14 protein-coding genes are annotated in these 15859 nt (G+C 45.4%); 9 read left to right on the top strand and 5 right to left on the bottom strand.

The features are described from left to right. Positions 1–6: 6 nt before the first annotated feature. The 3 genes from ACLWNV_RS01765 to ACLWNV_RS01775 all read right to left on the bottom strand — a co-directional run bounded on the left by ACLWNV_RS01765 (position 7) and on the right by ACLWNV_RS01775 (position 3593). Positions 7–1233 carry a hypothetical protein gene (locus ACLWNV_RS01765; protein WP_413586185.1) on the bottom strand — a complete coding sequence of 409 codons (1227 nt, stop codon included), beginning with the start codon at positions 1231–1233 and terminating at the stop codon, positions 7–9. Positions 1234–1296: 63 nt separating this feature from the next. Then, positions 1297–2532, bottom strand: coding sequence for a hypothetical protein (locus ACLWNV_RS01770; protein WP_413586186.1), 1236 nt, complete (start codon positions 2530–2532; stop codon positions 1297–1299). 68 nt (positions 2533–2600) lie between these two features. Next, on the bottom strand, positions 2601–3593 hold the full coding sequence (locus ACLWNV_RS01775; RefSeq protein ID WP_413586187.1) for a TonB family protein: 993 nt from the start codon (positions 3591–3593) through the stop codon (positions 2601–2603). 133 nt (positions 3594–3726) lie between these two features. Here ACLWNV_RS01775 and ACLWNV_RS01780 point away from each other — a divergent pair, with 133 nt between their 5' ends. From ACLWNV_RS01780 to ACLWNV_RS01790, 3 genes are all read left to right on the top strand, one after another. Then, positions 3727–4452 carry a Stp1/IreP family PP2C-type Ser/Thr phosphatase gene (locus ACLWNV_RS01780; protein WP_413586188.1) on the top strand — a complete coding sequence of 242 codons (726 nt, stop codon included), beginning with the start codon at positions 3727–3729 and terminating at the stop codon, positions 4450–4452. Positions 4453–4475: 23 nt separating this feature from the next. After that, positions 4476–5480 (top strand): M23 family metallopeptidase, encoded by a 1005-nt coding sequence (locus ACLWNV_RS01785; protein ID WP_413586189.1) that lies wholly within the window; start codon positions 4476–4478, stop codon positions 5478–5480. A 63-nt stretch (positions 5481–5543) separates the two neighbouring features. Then, on the top strand, positions 5544–6140 hold the full coding sequence (locus tag ACLWNV_RS01790) for a hypothetical protein (RefSeq protein WP_413586190.1): 597 nt from the start codon (positions 5544–5546) through the stop codon (positions 6138–6140). Between the two features lie 10 nt (positions 6141–6150). Here ACLWNV_RS01790 and ACLWNV_RS01795 read toward each other — a convergent pair whose 3' ends face one another. After that, positions 6151–8367, bottom strand: coding sequence for a hypothetical protein (locus ACLWNV_RS01795; RefSeq protein ID WP_413586191.1), 2217 nt, complete (start codon positions 8365–8367; stop codon positions 6151–6153). 342 nt (positions 8368–8709) lie between these two features. Between ACLWNV_RS01795 and ACLWNV_RS01800 the strand changes: the two genes are divergently transcribed. The 4 genes from ACLWNV_RS01800 (at position 8710) to ACLWNV_RS01815 (ending at position 11876) form a co-directional block, all read left to right on the top strand. Then, the gene (locus ACLWNV_RS01800; RefSeq protein WP_413586192.1) at positions 8710–9264 is read left to right on the top strand and encodes a hypothetical protein; all 555 of its coding nucleotides are present in this window, start codon (positions 8710–8712) and stop codon (positions 9262–9264) included. 18 nt (positions 9265–9282) lie between these two features. Then, entirely contained in the window at positions 9283–10464 is a 1182-nt protein-coding gene (locus ACLWNV_RS01805; protein WP_413586193.1) for an acetyl-CoA C-acetyltransferase, read from the top strand. Between the two features lie 83 nt (positions 10465–10547). Further along, complete coding sequence (locus ACLWNV_RS01810; protein WP_413586194.1) at positions 10548–11321, top strand: SDR family oxidoreductase; 774 nt, start codon at positions 10548–10550, stop codon at positions 11319–11321. A gap of 12 nt (positions 11322–11333) precedes the next feature. Beyond that, the gene (locus ACLWNV_RS01815) at positions 11334–11876 is read left to right on the top strand and encodes an acyl-CoA thioesterase (protein WP_413586195.1); all 543 of its coding nucleotides are present in this window, start codon (positions 11334–11336) and stop codon (positions 11874–11876) included. Here the strand turns inward: ACLWNV_RS01815 and ACLWNV_RS01820 are convergent. Next, positions 11873–13189, bottom strand: coding sequence for an HD domain-containing protein (locus ACLWNV_RS01820; RefSeq protein WP_413586196.1), 1317 nt, complete (start codon positions 13187–13189; stop codon positions 11873–11875). The genes ACLWNV_RS01815 and ACLWNV_RS01820 overlap by 4 nt on opposite strands. A gap of 362 nt (positions 13190–13551) precedes the next feature. Between ACLWNV_RS01820 and ACLWNV_RS01825 the strand changes: the two genes are divergently transcribed. Both ACLWNV_RS01825 and ACLWNV_RS01830 read left to right on the top strand, forming a co-directional pair. Next, a complete protein-coding gene (locus tag ACLWNV_RS01825; RefSeq protein WP_413586197.1) occupies positions 13552–14397 on the top strand; it encodes a flagellin in 846 nt (281 codons plus the stop codon). A 606-nt stretch (positions 14398–15003) separates the two neighbouring features. Next, entirely contained in the window at positions 15004–15837 is an 834-nt protein-coding gene (locus ACLWNV_RS01830) for a flagellin (RefSeq protein ID WP_340598531.1), read from the top strand. The last annotated feature ends 22 nt before the right edge of the window (positions 15838–15859 follow it).

Below are 15859 nucleotides of genomic sequence, written 5' to 3' on the forward strand. Positions count from 1 at the left end.
GGGAAATTATTTGCGTGGGTTCAAAACTTTTACTGCATCACCATTAACCAGGACACCATTCAAAGTGTTGTCGCGGAAAGATTCTACAGTTTGGCCATCAGCACTCCATTTAGTCGGAGCAAATTGTTTCAAAGAAGCAGCCGGTTTGTTGAAGAATGCCATTGCGTCAATCGAAGTCGTGCTGCCATCTGCAAGATTCACAGTGATAGCACCGTTGATCGCCTGTTCAATCTTAGCCATCTCGTTATCGAATTCTACATTGTGCTGCACGCAGAAGATGCTGCCGTTTTCAATCAGGTGATTTTTTCTTCTAGTGTCACCGGTTGGATTTGGGCAAAGCTTATCGTTGTATTTCTGTACCCATTTTACTGCAACCAACATGTCTGTCGCGATGGATTTGATGGATTTCAAGCCTTCTTTATCCAGAAGATTCAAGTTTATGTTTTCCAGCATCTGTTCCGTGGCCTGTTGTGCAGTTACGCCTTTGCCTTCGATTGATTTTGCATAATCGATGAATCCATCCAAGTTATAGGAAGCATACAATGTGGCATATAGGATTTCAGCCGCAGCCTCTTGTTTTAAAACCATAAGGTCTGCAATGTTCAAACGAACAGTTGAGGCGCTATCCAGATCACATTCATATTTGGCGTCTTCACCATTTTCTACGATGACACAGTTCTGTTCCAGGCGGTCATTGATCTGGGCCTGAAATACGTAAGGGTTCATTCTAAGATCCAAAGTCAAATCTGGATTCTGAGCGATGAATTGACGGAACTCCACCAGGGATTTTCTGTATTCAATCAACAGGTTTTGAATTCCAGATTCGGATTTAATCGGCGCCGATTTTTCAGGCGTCATCAAATACTTTTTAATTGGATATGACGGAGTGCCTTTGACCTCTTTTTCATACTGAACCAGGTCACCGTATTTCTGAACGATTGGTTTGATATTAGTACCCACACCCCGGAATACCATGAAGCGCTTAAGGAACTTTTGATAGAACTGGGCTTTCATGTCGTTTGGATTCTTTTCCAACGCCATTTCAAAAGCACGATAAGCCAGATTCAATGTGTAGGGTGCAACCAGTTGCTCACCGGCCTCAGTCAATTCATCTGCGGATTTTGAGTTGTTTACTTCAACAATTACTTTTTCTTTTTTTGGCGCTTCAGAGCATGCAGAAAGTGTTGCAGCTAGGGCTGAGCACATAACTATTGTTTTAATCATCGTTTTCATAAGTCCATCCTTTGCTAAAAGTGTTTAGTTCGTTTCAATTCGATGAACGGAAACTAAACCCTTTCAGACACGAACCACAGATCTGTTTTGTAAATAGTTGCCAAAAGTTTTAACCATTTGGTTAACTGTATTTTCTTCTAAATTCCAGCCGTTCACTACAAGATTAGGGCCACGAAATCCCGAATCCATTGCAAAATAAACGGTTTGCAGCGCTGGGTGGCTGTCTATCGTTTTACCAAGGGCCGGAATTTGTGAGGATTGCACCCGTTGTTGGGACCAATCAATGACCTGTAAAACAAGCTCGCGGATCTTTACCCAGTCGGTTAAATCTGCCGGGATGGCCATGCCTTGAAGGTCAAAACTCATATATTCGTAGGATTTGTACTCGGTCGTAAAGATCACCCGTATCGCGCCGGTTTGCGGATCGTACTTCGAGGAGTAAGGAATAGCGCCATGAAGAATGCGGGTGCGGATTTTACCCAGCATCTCGAGTGACTCTGAGGAGAAGCGCTGTAGGTTTTGAATTTTATCTTTCACAATCACTTCACGATACTTTTTGATCTGATCAAGTGCTTCTGAGGAAAGTCCCTGCGCAATTAGATCTAAATCACGTTGAGCATTTAGCGCGGAATCAGTCAGCAGTTGATAGTCGTGCAAGTGCGTTTCGATTTCATCGACGCGGAAGTAGTTACCGTAGTTCACTGAACGGCGTCCCTCGGAATTCATCAATTCCAAACGTCCCAGGCTCATTTTACCCTCGCGCACTTTTTCATGCTCCACCGAATGAAGCTGTTCATGTTGTAGTGTTGAAGTGATGCCCAGCAGGTTCAATCTGAAGACGTGAGGGCCCACAAAGATTTTTTCATTTAGGAAATGGCCAAAGTATTTGTAGTTATAAAGGTAAAGGGGATCCAGAATCACGGGCACTGAGGTTTCAGCCAGGGATTTCGACGTGGCGTCTCCTTGAGCACTGCCGCGAAGGCTGTATCGGCTATAAGTGAAAGACTGGCTTTTCACTTTAAGCGGAGTGGGGATGCGCGCATAGGCAATGCCCGCGGATTTAAAATAGTTTTCATTCTGGGTTTCAATTCTTCTGATTTCCGAAGCCAGATCCTTGGGCGCAGCAGGGCCTTCGCTTTTCAGCGACTTTACCAGCTTTTCTGTTTCTTCACTTAAGCTGTCCAATTGGGAATAGCTTGAGCCGCACAGAAATCTGCCGCAATTTTGGCGCGCCTCTGCCGAGTTATTCGACAATAGGAGTGCGCTAATAAGGATTAGAGCCTTAGAAACCCAATTCATGATTTTAGATGGAGCAAGCGAGATGCCAAAAGGTGTCTCAGAACGAGACACCCTGGATTAACTAAATACTAAGATTCAAGAACGAAGTCCCAACGGATTTTTACGGTGCCGTCGCCTTCGATGATGCCTTTAGGCGGATTTGGGAATGGTGCTGCTGCACGGAATGCTTCAATCGCAGCATCATCCAAATCGCGAACGCCAGAGTCACTCATGACCTGCACATTCACCAAAGTTCCTTTGTCATTTAAAACGATCATCAACTTGGTTACGCGGTCCTGACCTGTAGAGGCAGGGGAGCGACCTTCTTTAAACATCTTTGAAAGTTTCTCGCGGACTTTGCCTTCCCAGTGTTGGGCCAGCTGACGACGAATGCGGTTATAGTACGAATAGTACTTAAACTCGCGCGTATTCAGCATTGTCTCAAGTCCCTGATCTACGTCTTTAATGTAATCATTAGAGCGGCTGACATCAGCGCCCTCTTTAGTTGCATCTTCACCGTTACCACGACCAAGGCCTTGGCCAGCTTCAGCACCTTTTTTCAGGATATCCGCAACTTTTTGTCTTTCCAGTGCCTCAGCAGCATCGAAATTTTTAAATAAATCACGCGCGATCTGTTCGCGCTGTTCCGGTGTGGCTTTAGCCTCTGCTTTAGCAGTGGATTTAACTTTGCCATCACCTTTAGGTCCCGTTTTTTGCGGAGCCTCTTTTTTCAGATTTTGAAATTCACCATGCTCTTTGGCGATAGTCTGTTTCGTTACAGTTTGGTTCTTAACGCTAAGAAAGCGTGAGTTTACCGGCTCCGCTTCGTTGAGGGAATTTTCACTTTGTTCCACAATTTGATTTTTCGGAACCGTCGGGACAGGTGCTTTCTTAAGCTGTTCTGCCTGTTGGGCAGCCATCAGCATTTGCGCTTCCTCGGGAGTAATCAAGTCGATGCTGACTGATTCCTGCTTAGGGAACTTAAGCTGTAGCGCCTGAAACAAGTACAATCCACCGAACACAAGAATGTGGACGGCGACTGAAAGCAGCACATACTTTTTGAAAGACGGTGACTTCTTCATAGGACCTCACCCCTTTCTATCGGTAGTATGACACCCAAGGATTAGAAAGAGGTGAACCAGACCCAAAGATTTCGACAGAGGTCCAGTGCAGGACTTTGACGTAACAAAGCCTTTGGGTGAGAATATAACTTCTATGAAATTTGACTGCTGGTATTTAACAGATAAAGGCCTTCGACGTGAATCAAATCAAGACTCATGCCTCGTCAACAAAGAGTTGGGGTTGTTCGTCGTTGCCGACGGAATGGGTGGACATTCCGGAGGAGAAGTTGCGTCAAGCATGGCAGTTGAAACCGTCGAAGAAATCATGTTGCAACCTGGAGCTTCCAACCGATCTCCACGCGAAATGATTCAGCTTGCCTACGAAGAATCTTCCCGCCGTATTTTTGATAAAGCGGCAAACGAAAGACCTGAGCTTTCGGGAATGGGAACGACAATGGTGATGGCGTATTTGCGCGGAAATCACCTGTACGTGGGGAATGTCGGCGACTCCCGTTGTTATATGTATAAGAAACCGCAGCTGTGGCAGATCACTGAAGATCATTCTTTGATCAATGAACAACTGCGTGCCGGTGTGATGAGTGAAGAACAGGTTCGTCAGTTTGTAGGACGAAACGTAATCACTCGCAGTGTTGGATATGAGCGCGAAACTTTTCCGGATATTATCGAGCGCGAAATAGCCCCTGGCGAAATGTTTTTACTTTGTTCTGATGGCCTTTCGGGTTTGGTTGAAGATCCAAAAATTTGCGATATTTTGAACAAAAATAAACCTGACAAAGTAGTTAAAGCCTGTGTAGAACAAGCACTGGCTAATGGTGGTGACGACAATGTCACTGTTATGTTGATTCATTTTTACGAGTAAGCGGTTAGTGGATAGGGGAATTTTTGGATAAAAAGAAAGTCACGCTATTTATAGTGAGTAACCAAACGGGCAAAACCCGTAAATTGGTGCTCTCTGCTGCATGGCTAAAGGCTGTATCCTTTATTTCTGCTGTCGTGATTATTATTTTTGCTGCCGGTATGGTGGACTATTTCGGTTTGCTTTTACAGGCCATGGAAAATAAACGCCTTAAAGCCGAGAATGCTCAGCTGACGAAGCAATTCCAGATCGTGGAAAGTAAAGTCAGCGCACTTGAAAACTCGCTTGAGCGGGTAAAAACCTTCACCACAAAACTTAAGCTTATCACCAACGTCGATGCCGAAGATCGTATTACTAAACTGACGATGGGGCCGAAACCGGCTCCAAATCAACCGGTCGAGGAATATGAACCAATGGAAGCCCGTGATGACGGGGAGGCATTGGCTCAACAGGATGCGACTTTCGCAAATAAGAAACCGTTGAACGATCAGGCCGGCGAGCTTGCAAACGAAACTGCTGATAAAGATTACGCTTCATTGGTAATTCGTATCGAGAAAGCAGTTAAAGAAACTCAACTCAAAGAACAAAGTGTAATCGATCTTTGGGAAAGCTTGTCTGAAAGACAAAGTTTGTTGAACGCCACTCCGAACATGAAACCGGCCAAGGGTTGGATTACTTCCCGCTTCGGATACAGAACTTCTCCGTTCACAGGAAAAACAACTCTGCATGCGGGTCTTGATATCGCCGCCGCTCCGGGATCTCCGATCTATGCGCCAGCGGACGGTGTTGTTATTTTCGCAAGCTATGACGAAGGTTACGGTAAGCTTGTCAGTATCGATCACGGCTTTGGTGTAACGACCCGTTATGGACATATGTCACAAATCTATGTTCAGGTCGGTCAGCGTGTCAGCAAGTGGGACGTAATCGGCGCCGTGGGTAACACAGGCCGATCAACTGGTCCTCACTGTCACTACGAAGTTCGTATTAATGGAACGCCAGTCGATCCGATCAACTACATCCTGGATGAATAACATCATTTAGTATTTGGATTTAATTTCTAAAGACCTCTACAATAGCCTTGTGGAGGATTTTTTATGCGCGTACCTACATCGATCTCTCTGATGATTTTGTGTTCTTCAGTTTCGCTGGCGGCATTGCCTCCACAGTTCGCCGATTGCCTAAGTACTGACGGCAGCTCCGCTTCAATTTATGATGTAAAAGAAATCGCAAAAGTCGCGAAAGTAAATTACTGCCAGAATCAATCAGGGCTGACCAATAAATTTGATACGATGGATTTGCTAAAGACGGGTAACGTGAATATCGGTATCTCGGTCGCAAAAACCACGTACACACGCGAAGACTTGCAGGAGATGGCCCGCTCGGGTCCTTATGTTTTGTACGTCGATAGCAACCGTATCGCCAAGGAATACTTAACTGAACTGGCAAAGCAAGGCGTGCAGTTAGTGGTGATGAGTGCCACAGCCGGCTTGGCTAAGCAGGATCTGCTGGATTTCGCCAAGGCTCGTCCCTTTGTTTATAACGTTAATTCCAATGTAGTTAAAGAAGATGTGAAAGAGCTGGTGCAGGCGGGAGTGATGGTGGTTTTTCGATCAAATGCTTCGGGATTAAGTCGCGAGCAGATCGTGGAAATTGCTAAGGTGAACCCGGACCTGGTCACGCTTTCACCTTAGCCTTTATAAATTACTGATAAACCGGGCAGCGAAGTTGTTTCAAGCGATCTTGAACTTTCAATGCCTGGGCTTCGAAAGAAGCCAGATCTTTCTGAGTTTTTTGCAAGATCGGCGTCGTTCCGCGAATCAACAGATCACCTTTGCAGACCTTGATAATTTTCCCGTCCATAGATGTATCAATCACGCCCGAGATCATGTCACACATAATTTGAACCGTAGACAAGTGGTCTCTGGCGTCGATCGCATAGAAATACGTCGTTCTTAAAGTCGAGCAGATTGCTTCTTTTCTGTCAGCATCGATATACTTGTTTGACGGAATCAAGTTGGACAAAGCATCTGCGATCTTTTTGTCATCTCTGTACTTGATTGCATCGAACATCATATCTTTTTCAGTCACCTGGCTGATGTGCTTTCTGATTTTTGAACCAGACTCAGTCACAACCATCGCCATCATCTGAAGGTTTTTAATACCTTTTTGGAAGTTGCTGATCGAGATATCATAAACCGACATTGTATGATCGATCCAAGACAGAACCGGAGGATTCTTGTTGTTTCTGCCGCCGAAAAGACCGGCTTTCAAATCAGCCACGTCCTGGGAGAAGTTGGAACGATTGATAACAGAGTCATCTTTCGCGATTTCTTCCAAGGCACGTTTAACACGGCGGAAAGTTGCACCTTCTTCAATCGCTTTATCCTGCTCTGTCTTACCGATAACCACGCCGCCACCATTGGAAGCATCGCGCGGACCTTCTGTCACGATCTGGTCGATCTCTGCCAAAGTCTTTTTGATATTGTTAAACCATGATTTCGTGTTTTGCGCACAAATACGGATATCGCTGGTGTTACGAATGCTGGATTTTTCGATCTCGTTTTTATAGTACTCAACCGTATTGATACGGGCATCCGCATTCACCGGTTGAATCTGGCGAGTCGTATCCAGACTTAGTGCGGCTTTCAAGTTCTGAAATACGGAATCAGGAAAGACGGACTTTGTGAAGTTAGGGTTTTGCTCGCCCTCTTTAAGCTTTTGCTGATTCTGTTTAATTTGGCGGATGGCTGTTTGACCAAAGCTGCAAATCGCCATTTCATCATCTTCGGCCGCTTCGCGGTTAAAGCTGATTTCGAAGTTTCTGAAATTAGACATATCCAAAATGTACTGCTTTTTTACTTTTTCGTACTTGGACTGAACATTTGTGGAAAATTCTGATGTTGGAATTTTGTTGGCCAGGCTTGCCTTATACAAAGGGAATTCATTCTGCAATGAAGTATTGAACTCAGTGAAGTTGCGATCCGCAGTCAATTGCAGGAAGCGAACTTTCTTTACGATCTTGATGTACTGACACGTATTTTGAAACACCGCTAAGCGGTTGTCTTTCTTAGTCATGTCGATTTGTTCTTGTTGGAACATTTGTGTAAGTGCGGTGATGCCTTTAGTAGCCACCGCTCCACCGATTACGAATGGCAAAGCCGGAGCCAGAGTAGGATTCAAGGAAACTGCGAACAACGCCATCGGCGCCAATCCGTCGATCAATTGATTGAATGCAAGGAGTGCTTTACCACTTTGCATAGAGTCGCGACCACAAGTTGAGTTCAAAAAGGAATTATTGCTTAGCATGTCCCCGATAGAAGTCGTTGCCGTCATCGTATCAGTCATTGCATTAGACAGCTGCTGGTAGTCGACTTCTGCCACAGATTTGGAATTCATCATTTTTTGCAGAGTCGAAACGTTCTTACGAATAGATTCAGTATCTTTTTGCAAACGGTCTGCAGAGCCATCAGTAGTACATTGACCTTTGCTGCGAATTTCGTTGGTCATATCAGTCAGCGCTTGATTGAGTGCTGCCGTGGAAGTGCTTTCAAATAAATTACAGCTAAATTCGGCAGGAACCTTAACGGCTTTCATCGAATTTTGTGAAGAGGAGTTGGGTTTGTTGCTACCCTGATTACCACCTTGATTTCCCTGATTGCCGTTTTGAGTTTGCGGGCGCGGACGAGTGGTGGAACCTTGATTGCCTTTGCCACCCTGGTTGCCATTGCTAATGCTATTACTATTACCTTTTTGATCATTCGTCGTCGTTGTCGAGTTCGAATCTCCGATATCAAATAGATCAATCGGAAATGAGGATGGTGCGGTATTCGCAAAAACCTGATGCGGCAACTGTGGGGTCAGAAAGCCGATGGAAAGAACGGCGCTCAACGCGCATTTTTTTACGTTCAATTTAGTCATACAACGCATCTCCTGTACTTCATGTCGAACAAATCAACGACTAACGTTTTTTGTCGGTCAATTTCCGCAACATTCCATCTGGTGTTTAACGGTAACCCGTTGAAAACACTTGGCGGAGTGGCGAACTTGGCCGGCTAGAAAGTCAGACCAAAGAGCCTGGTGCAAAACCCGTCCCAGGTTGAAACAAAACTGAAGACTGGTGTCACAATGACGACAACTGATGCGACAAAAGGCACCTTTTTCACGGGGTTCGTAAGGTCTCCTTGTTATTTGCATTTCAGATCAAATTAAAGAGGACTTTGCGGTCTAAAAGTGGAACGCTATTTGTATAGGAACTTAGTTATGGGTTTTATTTGGTCCATTCTATTTTTTGTCTCTACTTTGTTGTGCGCTGGAAAGTGCATGGCCGGGGTTGATCTTTCAACCACGAAAAAGCTGACAATTCCCGTGGATAACGTCACTCCCAAAATCACCCAAGAAGACGTTAAAAAGGTTATCCCTACTGATAGTTTGGATTCAGAAACAACCTCTTCTATGATGGGCAAAATCGCCGATCGATCGTTTAACCTATGGTTTAATTCCGATGTCGTACAGGAAAGTCTATTAGGTCGAGTCGTTCAGGAAACTCAAGAAACACTAAAAACTGACGTCGTTGTTCCAGCTTCCACAGAGCAGGGCATTTCTCATAAATTCTCCTTCCGTGTTGAGGCTTTCCAGGCTCTGGCGAAAATGGAATATAAAGGTTGGTTAAATGCGGCCGTCAATTATCGCGCGGCTGCCTCTGAGACCGAAGTTCAAGTAAAAGAAAAAGTCTTCGAAAATAAAGATCTTATCCTCAGTCATAAGGGAACAAGACGGGACAGTCTGGCTATGATTGGTCTTGCTTGGCGGTGGTAATAAGTCTACGCTTATTCCATGGAAAAAATCGTATTTATCTCTGGTAAAAGAACTCCCTTCGGCGCCTTTGGCGGAACTCTTAAAGATGTCTCTGGAACTGAGCTTGGTGTGGTCGCTGCAAAAGCAACTCTTGAAGCCGCAAAAGTTTCTCCTGACAAAATCGATCACGTTGTTTTCGGCAACGTTATTCAATCAGCTCCCGACGCAATTTACCTTCCTCGTCACATCGGTTTGAAATCCGGCGTGCCTGTTGAAGTGGGAGCGCTTGGTGTAAATCGTCTGTGTGGCAGCGGTTTCCAGGCATGGGTGAATGCCGTTCAAATGATTCAAACTGGTGAAGCCACAGCAGTTCTTGCTGGTGGTGTAGAGCAAATGTCGCAAATTCCTTACGTTGCCAGAAAGGTTCGCTTTGATGGTATGCGCATGGGTAACTTCGAACTTGAAGACATGATGAATTCGGCCCTAACGGATTCTTATTCCGGCACACCGATGGCGATCACTGCTGAAAACCTGGCAGTAAAATACAACATCACTCGCGAAATGGCGGATAAATACTCTATCCAATCGCAAACTCGTTATAAGGCAGCTTTTGAGAAAGGCTACTTTGCGGAAGAGATAGCTCCCGTCACTATCGAAACCCGCAAGGGCACTGTGGTGGTGGATAAAGATGAACACCCAAAACCAGATTCCACTTTGGAAAAGCTGGCGACAATGAAGCCAGTCTTTAAAAAAGACGGCATCGTGACTGCAGCCGGTGCATCTGGAATCGTGGACGGTGCTGTTTGCTCACTATTGATGAGTGAATCTAAAGCCAAAGAACTTGGCCTAAAACCGATGGCTCGTATCGTAAGTTACGCTTCTGTCGGCTGCGAACCAAGCATCATGGGTATCGGTCCTGCAGGTGCCGCACGCAAAGCGCTTGAAAAAGCGGGTTTGAAACTGGAGCAAATGGATCTGGTTGAAGTGAATGAGGCTTTCGCCGCACAATACCTGGCAGTGGAAAAAGAGTTGGGTCTAGATCCAGCAAAAACCAACGTCAACGGTGGCGCTATCGCTGTAGGTCATCCACTGGGCGCATCTGGTACACGTATCATGAATCACCTTGTATACGAACTTCATCGTCGCAATGCTAAGTACGCTTTGGGCTCTGCCTGCATTGGCGGCGGTCAAGGTATCGCCATCATCATCGAAAAAATCTAAAAGGTACGCCGTACCTTTTGGGGGTGCGGCGCTCCAAAAAGTTTGGAACTCACTTACTTAGTACGACAGAAATTGGGTAGCTAATGGAAAACAGTCTTAATTTACATCAAAGAGTGGCTTTAATCGCAGGGCCCATGACATCTACACTTTCCAGCATCGTAATGAATCTGACTCGTATGGGTGCTGATTGCGTGATTCTGGATCCAGATAAAACTGTGGCTTCTCCGTTCATTAACCAAATCAATGATGCCCGCGAGATCAGCGACAAGTACGGTCGCGCCATGGCTATTCAAACTGAACTTAAAACTGCAGAGCAAATCAAAGATGCTGTCGGTAAAGCTGCAACAACGTTTGGTGGCCTGGATATTTTTATTGATGCCAACATGATTCAGAAACCGACGCCGATCCGTTTGGACGGAGGAATTGATTCTGTCGACGAAATGTTGGATCGCCATTTGAAATTGCCGTTGATGATCACTCAAGCCGTATTGGGTTATCTTAAGAGTCGCAAAAAAGGCCGTATCATTTTCATGTTAAATGATTCACCGGTTGCTAAGATCAAAGAAGACGTTTTAGCAAAAGCTGCGCGTACAGGACTTGTCGGCTTTGCAGAAGCGTTGGCGAAACAAACTTCTGAATTCAACGTGACGGTTAACACTTTAAGAGTGGCTTTGACCGAGGAATACATCCTGGCTCACGACCCTGAATCTAAATCCATCAAAGAAGCGATGGAAAAGATGAAACTAATTGATCCTTCATTGAAAATTACCGAGGCCGACAAGATCTCCCAGACCGTTGCATTCCTGGTAAGCCCTATGGGCGCCACTATGAATGGTCAGACGTTCTCCCTTTCCTAAGCCGGTGTTTCGATGAATCTATTTTTCCGTCTTATTTATACACTTTTGTTCTCGCGCTTTCGTTCACACGTAGGCGCTTTGGATGAGTGTTTAACACCATACCGTTGCTGGCCAACGGATTGTGATGTGCTGGGGCATATTAACAACGGCGTTTATTTTTCGATGCAGGATTTGGCCCGAATCGACTACATGATTCGTATGGGAGCAGCACCTAAGTTTTCAGCAAACGGATGGTATCCTGTCGTCGTCGCTGAGCGCATGCGCTTTAAGAAATCCATAAAGCCATTTCAAAAGTTTCAGATCTCCACCAGACTGGCGCATTGGGACGACAAGTACACTTATATCGAGCACAAGTTCCTTGTTAAAGGTGAGCCCGTAGCCTGGGGAATGATTCGTGCGAGATTCTTGAAAAAAACGGGCGGTTTGGTTTCCACCGAAGAACTACTCGGTGCCTTGGGGATTCCATTGCAAAAACCCGAAATGCCAGCCCACCTAAAAGCATGGGCCGAAGCCGAAGACCGCCACATCGAAGCACTCCTCCCCGCAAAATCTTAGATCTTAATATTACGCAGAACTTTGTCGGCGCGTTCGAACTCTTCAGGCGCTACATATAGGCGGTCAATGATACGTGTGCCTTCGTAACGGCGGAAGATCTCTGTCGATTGATTGATTGGAGTCGGGTGGCTCCAAGGATCCAATTGATCGACCACGAAGATTTGCGATGCGCGCTCTTCTGGAGATGCCGAATGGTATTTTGATAAACGAGCATGGGAGCTCGCCCAGATAACTTCTAGACCTTCTTTTTCAAGGGCCTTTTTCACCAGCTCAGGACGATCAGACTCTGTCGTGTTATGCTGCTCCAACAAAACCTTAAATGGACGACGTTGTGCAATTCTTTGCGCCCATGGATTCGTTGCTGAACGCAAATGCTCATGCAGGCGATAGTCATTGTACAAAGTGTATTCGTTGATATCGCCAGGTAGTTGGAATGTGCAATCTGGAGATGTCAGATAGCGATTCAGCATTTCCTCATAGATGATCGACTTGTGATGACCGTAAACCATCAAATGCATGTGGTGACGGGAAATCAAAAAGTCATCGAAGGAATAAAGCGCACGTCGGTTTAAGGCCAAATACAATTTATCTTCCACGCGGTGGAAGGTCATATTTTGAATCAACCAGTGGGAGTCGATCTTACCGTAATTCGTTCCGCAGAAATAAGAATCGCGTTCCAAGTAGTCCATACGATCTGCATCGATCTCGCTGGAAACCAATTGCGATAGGATAGGGCGGAAGTCCACACCGCTATCGATAAAGAAATCGTCAGGACAGTGAAGGGCTTTATCGATCAGGCATGCGATATAAATCGGAGCAATGTCGCTAAAGTTCTTTTCAATCGATTCAGAGATATTGGAATCCGTAACGTACTTGATCGTATAGTCTTCATGGTTCGCACGGCGATTTTTATACATCACCGTGTGAGCAGCATCGCCGTACTTAAGCTCCTCATCATAAAGTTTGATTTTAAGCTCCGACAAATTCGGCATCACCGTTTCAGTCGTATGAGAAAGCGGACCGTGACCCACATCGTGCAGCAAAGCTGCCAGGCGAACTGTTTGGCGCAAACGAGTTTTCACAGAAGGTTTAGAGAATGGATAAATGCGGAAGATAGAATCAAAAACTCTTCCCACCATGTGCGCAACACCGACAGAGTGCAGGTAGCGATTGTGTGTGGCACCCGGGAAACTCATCTCGGAAAAACCAAGTTGTTTGATCGCACGCAAACGCTGGTATTCAGCAGTGTCTAAGATGGCTACTTCTGGCTCTGCATAATAGATTGAACCGTGAATAGGATCTCTGATTTCCACTAAAAACCTCCCCAAATCGTGATGTCTATATATGTGGTGGGAAAAGGGGGCTGTCAACGCCCGGAAAACCTGGGTTTAAGAGCCGGGGGCGGGGACACTAGCCCTAGTCGTGAGACGTTTTCCCAAGGTCTAGATACAGAAACTCGTATTGCTGATATGTAGTAATTTCAATAAGTTATGCCGCATCATGCTCTTTGTTGACCTGCTCTTTAGCCCAGTTTTGCACTTTTTTGAGACGTATCACTTTAGGAATTTTGAGACACACCGATCAGTAAGGGGAGAGATGAACTACCCAACGGCATCAGTAAGGTGCCTCGAGTTTCAAGGATCGAAACTCGGTAAATCTTCAAGGAGGAGGAATTATGGGTTTGAGAATTAACACGAACACAGCTTCGTTGAATGCACAGAGAGTTCTGTGGGGCACGAAGATTGGTCTTGATAAGAGCATGGAAAAGCTTGCATCAGGATTCCGTATCAACCGCGCTGGTGACGATGCAGCCGGCCTAGCGATCTCTGAGAATTTGAAAGCTCAGGTTCGCGGTCTAAAACAAGCATCACGAAATGCTCAAGACGGTATCTCCCTGGTCCAAGTGGCTGAGGGTTCGATGAATGAGATCTCTGGGATCTTGATTCGTCTAAGAGAATTGTCTGTACAAGCAGCTTCTGACACGGTCGGACCGACTGAGCGTCAGTTCCTGAATGTGGAGTATGATCAATTGGTATCTGAGATCGACCGTATCGCAGAAGGTACAGAGTTCAACGGAACTCAACTTTTGGCGGGTGTTGGTTCCATCTTGGACTTCCAAGTAGGTACTAGAAATAATCCTGAAATCGACCGTATCTCTTTCGACGCATCAAAAGCAGACGCTAACTCTGCAGCACTTGGTGTAAACTTGACGTCAGTTGCAGATAAAGCTTCAGCACAAAATGCTCTGGCAGCAATCGACCAAGCGATCGTGAGTGTTTCTGCGATGAGAGCAGACTTCGGTGCGATCCAAAATCGTCTACAATCAACTGTATCCAATATCCAGGTTTCAGTTGAGAATATGTCAGCCGCTAACTCTCGTATCAGAGATGTGGATGTAGCTGAAGAGACATCTGAAATGACTAGAAATAATATCTTGTTGCAAGCAGGTACTAGCGTACTAGCACAAGCGAACCAACAAGCTAATACAGCACTTGGACTCTTGAACAAATCTTTCTCATAAGTTTGACGAGCTCTGACAGCAATGTCGGAGCCTAGACTCAGACTTCCGAAAAGATTACGGTTCCCGATCTTATCTTCAATGATCAAGATCACCCTCAAGAGAATCACCACTGCGGTGGTGGTTCCGAGTGTATACAAGCCCGAAGCTCTATTTATGAGCTGATAATTGATCTGTTTCCTGCGACGTGGCCCCACAGAAATGTGGGGTACCACATTTCCAAGTTCCCGATAATGTGGGGTACCACATTTCTCGAAAATCGAAATTCGAGAATGGAAAATGGATTTGGGGCGGGGAGTTTTACTCCTGGTTTTTTCTTGATTAGCGGAGTTCTTTTCCGTTGATGTTGTTACGACGTTCTTTGTCGTGCATTCTTCGTTCTTCTCGTGTGCCTTGCACACTCGTTATTTTGAAAAAAATCCTTTTAAATAAAAATAAAAATTTTTAGAGAAACTGGACTCGAGATGTTTCATTAGGTTTCCGATAAGTTAAGCGTCAGCTTCTATCGCAAGCCGACGATTTATTAATTTAACAGGTGCACGGATCGCGCCTTTTGCCAATGGATGGCAGCACTTCACGGAGGAAGAAACATTATGCACGGAGGATAGAATGGGATTAAGAATTGGTACAAACGTGTCAGCATTGAATGCACAAAAAAACCTCTACATGACACGAATTAACGCAGATAAATCAATGGCAAGATTGGCTTCTGGTCAAAGAATCAATCAAGCTGCTGACGATGCCGCGGGACTTGCGATTTCAGAAAATTTAAAAGGCCAAATTCGTGGTCTGCGCCAAGCGAACAGAAATGCCAATGATGGTATCTCTCTAGTACAGGTTGCAGAAGGTAGCTTGAACGAAGTTTCTAACATGCTTATCCGCTTAAGAGAGTTGGGTGTGCAGGCAGCTTCTGACACTATCGGTGAAACAGAAAGAAAGTTCCTGGATGTTGAGTATCAACAATTGAAGTCCGAGATTCAGCGTGTAACTGAGTCGACGAAATTCAACGGATACGAACTTCTGAATGGAACAGGCGGAATGATCGATATTCAAGTTGGTGTTAACAATGATCCATTCCAGGATCGTATTAGCTTCAACGCCGGTGCGGCGAACTCCTCACTGGACTCCTTGGGATTGACGGCAGAGTCTGTTGGTACCAAAGAGGGTGCTCAAACGAGCTTGAGCTTGATCGATAACGCTTTGACTTCGGTGAATGCGATTCGTGCGAACTTCGGTGCGCTACAAAATCGTCTGGTATCAACATCCAATAACTTGTTGATCGCAGATGAAAACTTGTCAGCAGCGAACTCGCGAATCAGAGACACTGACGTCGCAGCAGAGACTTCTGAGATGACAAGAAATAACATCTTGTTGCAAGCAGGTGTGTCTGTACTTGGCCAAGCCAATCAGTCCCAGAATCTGGCACTGAAGCTTTTGGGCTAATGACCTAAAATAAAGAATGCTA

The sequence above is a fragment of the Bdellovibrio sp. HCB274 genome, assembly GCF_047306075.1.
In the GTDB taxonomy this organism is placed as follows: Bacteria; Bdellovibrionota; Bdellovibrionia; order Bdellovibrionales; family Bdellovibrionaceae; genus Bdellovibrio.

What these genes read in the sequence shown, in the direction of transcription:
- ACLWNV_RS01830 (WP_340598531.1), top strand. Translation starts at nt 15,004, where the DNA reads ATGGGATTAAGAATTGGTACAAACGTGTCAGCATTGAATGCACAAAAA.
- ACLWNV_RS01810 (WP_413586194.1), top strand. Translation starts at nt 10,548, where the DNA reads ATGGAAAACAGTCTTAATTTACATCAAAGAGTGGCTTTAATCGCAGGG.
- ACLWNV_RS01800 (WP_413586192.1), top strand. Translation starts at nt 8,710, where the DNA reads ATGGGTTTTATTTGGTCCATTCTATTTTTTGTCTCTACTTTGTTGTGC.
- ACLWNV_RS01825 (WP_413586197.1), top strand. Translation starts at nt 13,552, where the DNA reads ATGGGTTTGAGAATTAACACGAACACAGCTTCGTTGAATGCACAGAGA.
- ACLWNV_RS01805 (WP_413586193.1), top strand. Translation starts at nt 9,283, where the DNA reads ATGGAAAAAATCGTATTTATCTCTGGTAAAAGAACTCCCTTCGGCGCC.
- ACLWNV_RS01770 (WP_413586186.1), bottom strand. Translation starts at nt 2,532, where the DNA reads ATGAATTGGGTTTCTAAGGCTCTAATCCTTATTAGCGCACTCCTATTG.
- ACLWNV_RS01790 (WP_413586190.1), top strand. Translation starts at nt 5,544, where the DNA reads ATGCGCGTACCTACATCGATCTCTCTGATGATTTTGTGTTCTTCAGTT.
- ACLWNV_RS01775 (WP_413586187.1), bottom strand. Translation starts at nt 3,593, where the DNA reads ATGAAGAAGTCACCGTCTTTCAAAAAGTATGTGCTGCTTTCAGTCGCC.
- ACLWNV_RS01765 (WP_413586185.1), bottom strand. Translation starts at nt 1,233, where the DNA reads ATGAAAACGATGATTAAAACAATAGTTATGTGCTCAGCCCTAGCTGCA.
- ACLWNV_RS01795 (WP_413586191.1), bottom strand. Translation starts at nt 8,367, where the DNA reads ATGACTAAATTGAACGTAAAAAAATGCGCGTTGAGCGCCGTTCTTTCC.
- ACLWNV_RS01780 (WP_413586188.1), top strand. Translation starts at nt 3,727, where the DNA reads ATGAAATTTGACTGCTGGTATTTAACAGATAAAGGCCTTCGACGTGAA.
- ACLWNV_RS01815 (WP_413586195.1), top strand. Translation starts at nt 11,334, where the DNA reads ATGAATCTATTTTTCCGTCTTATTTATACACTTTTGTTCTCGCGCTTT.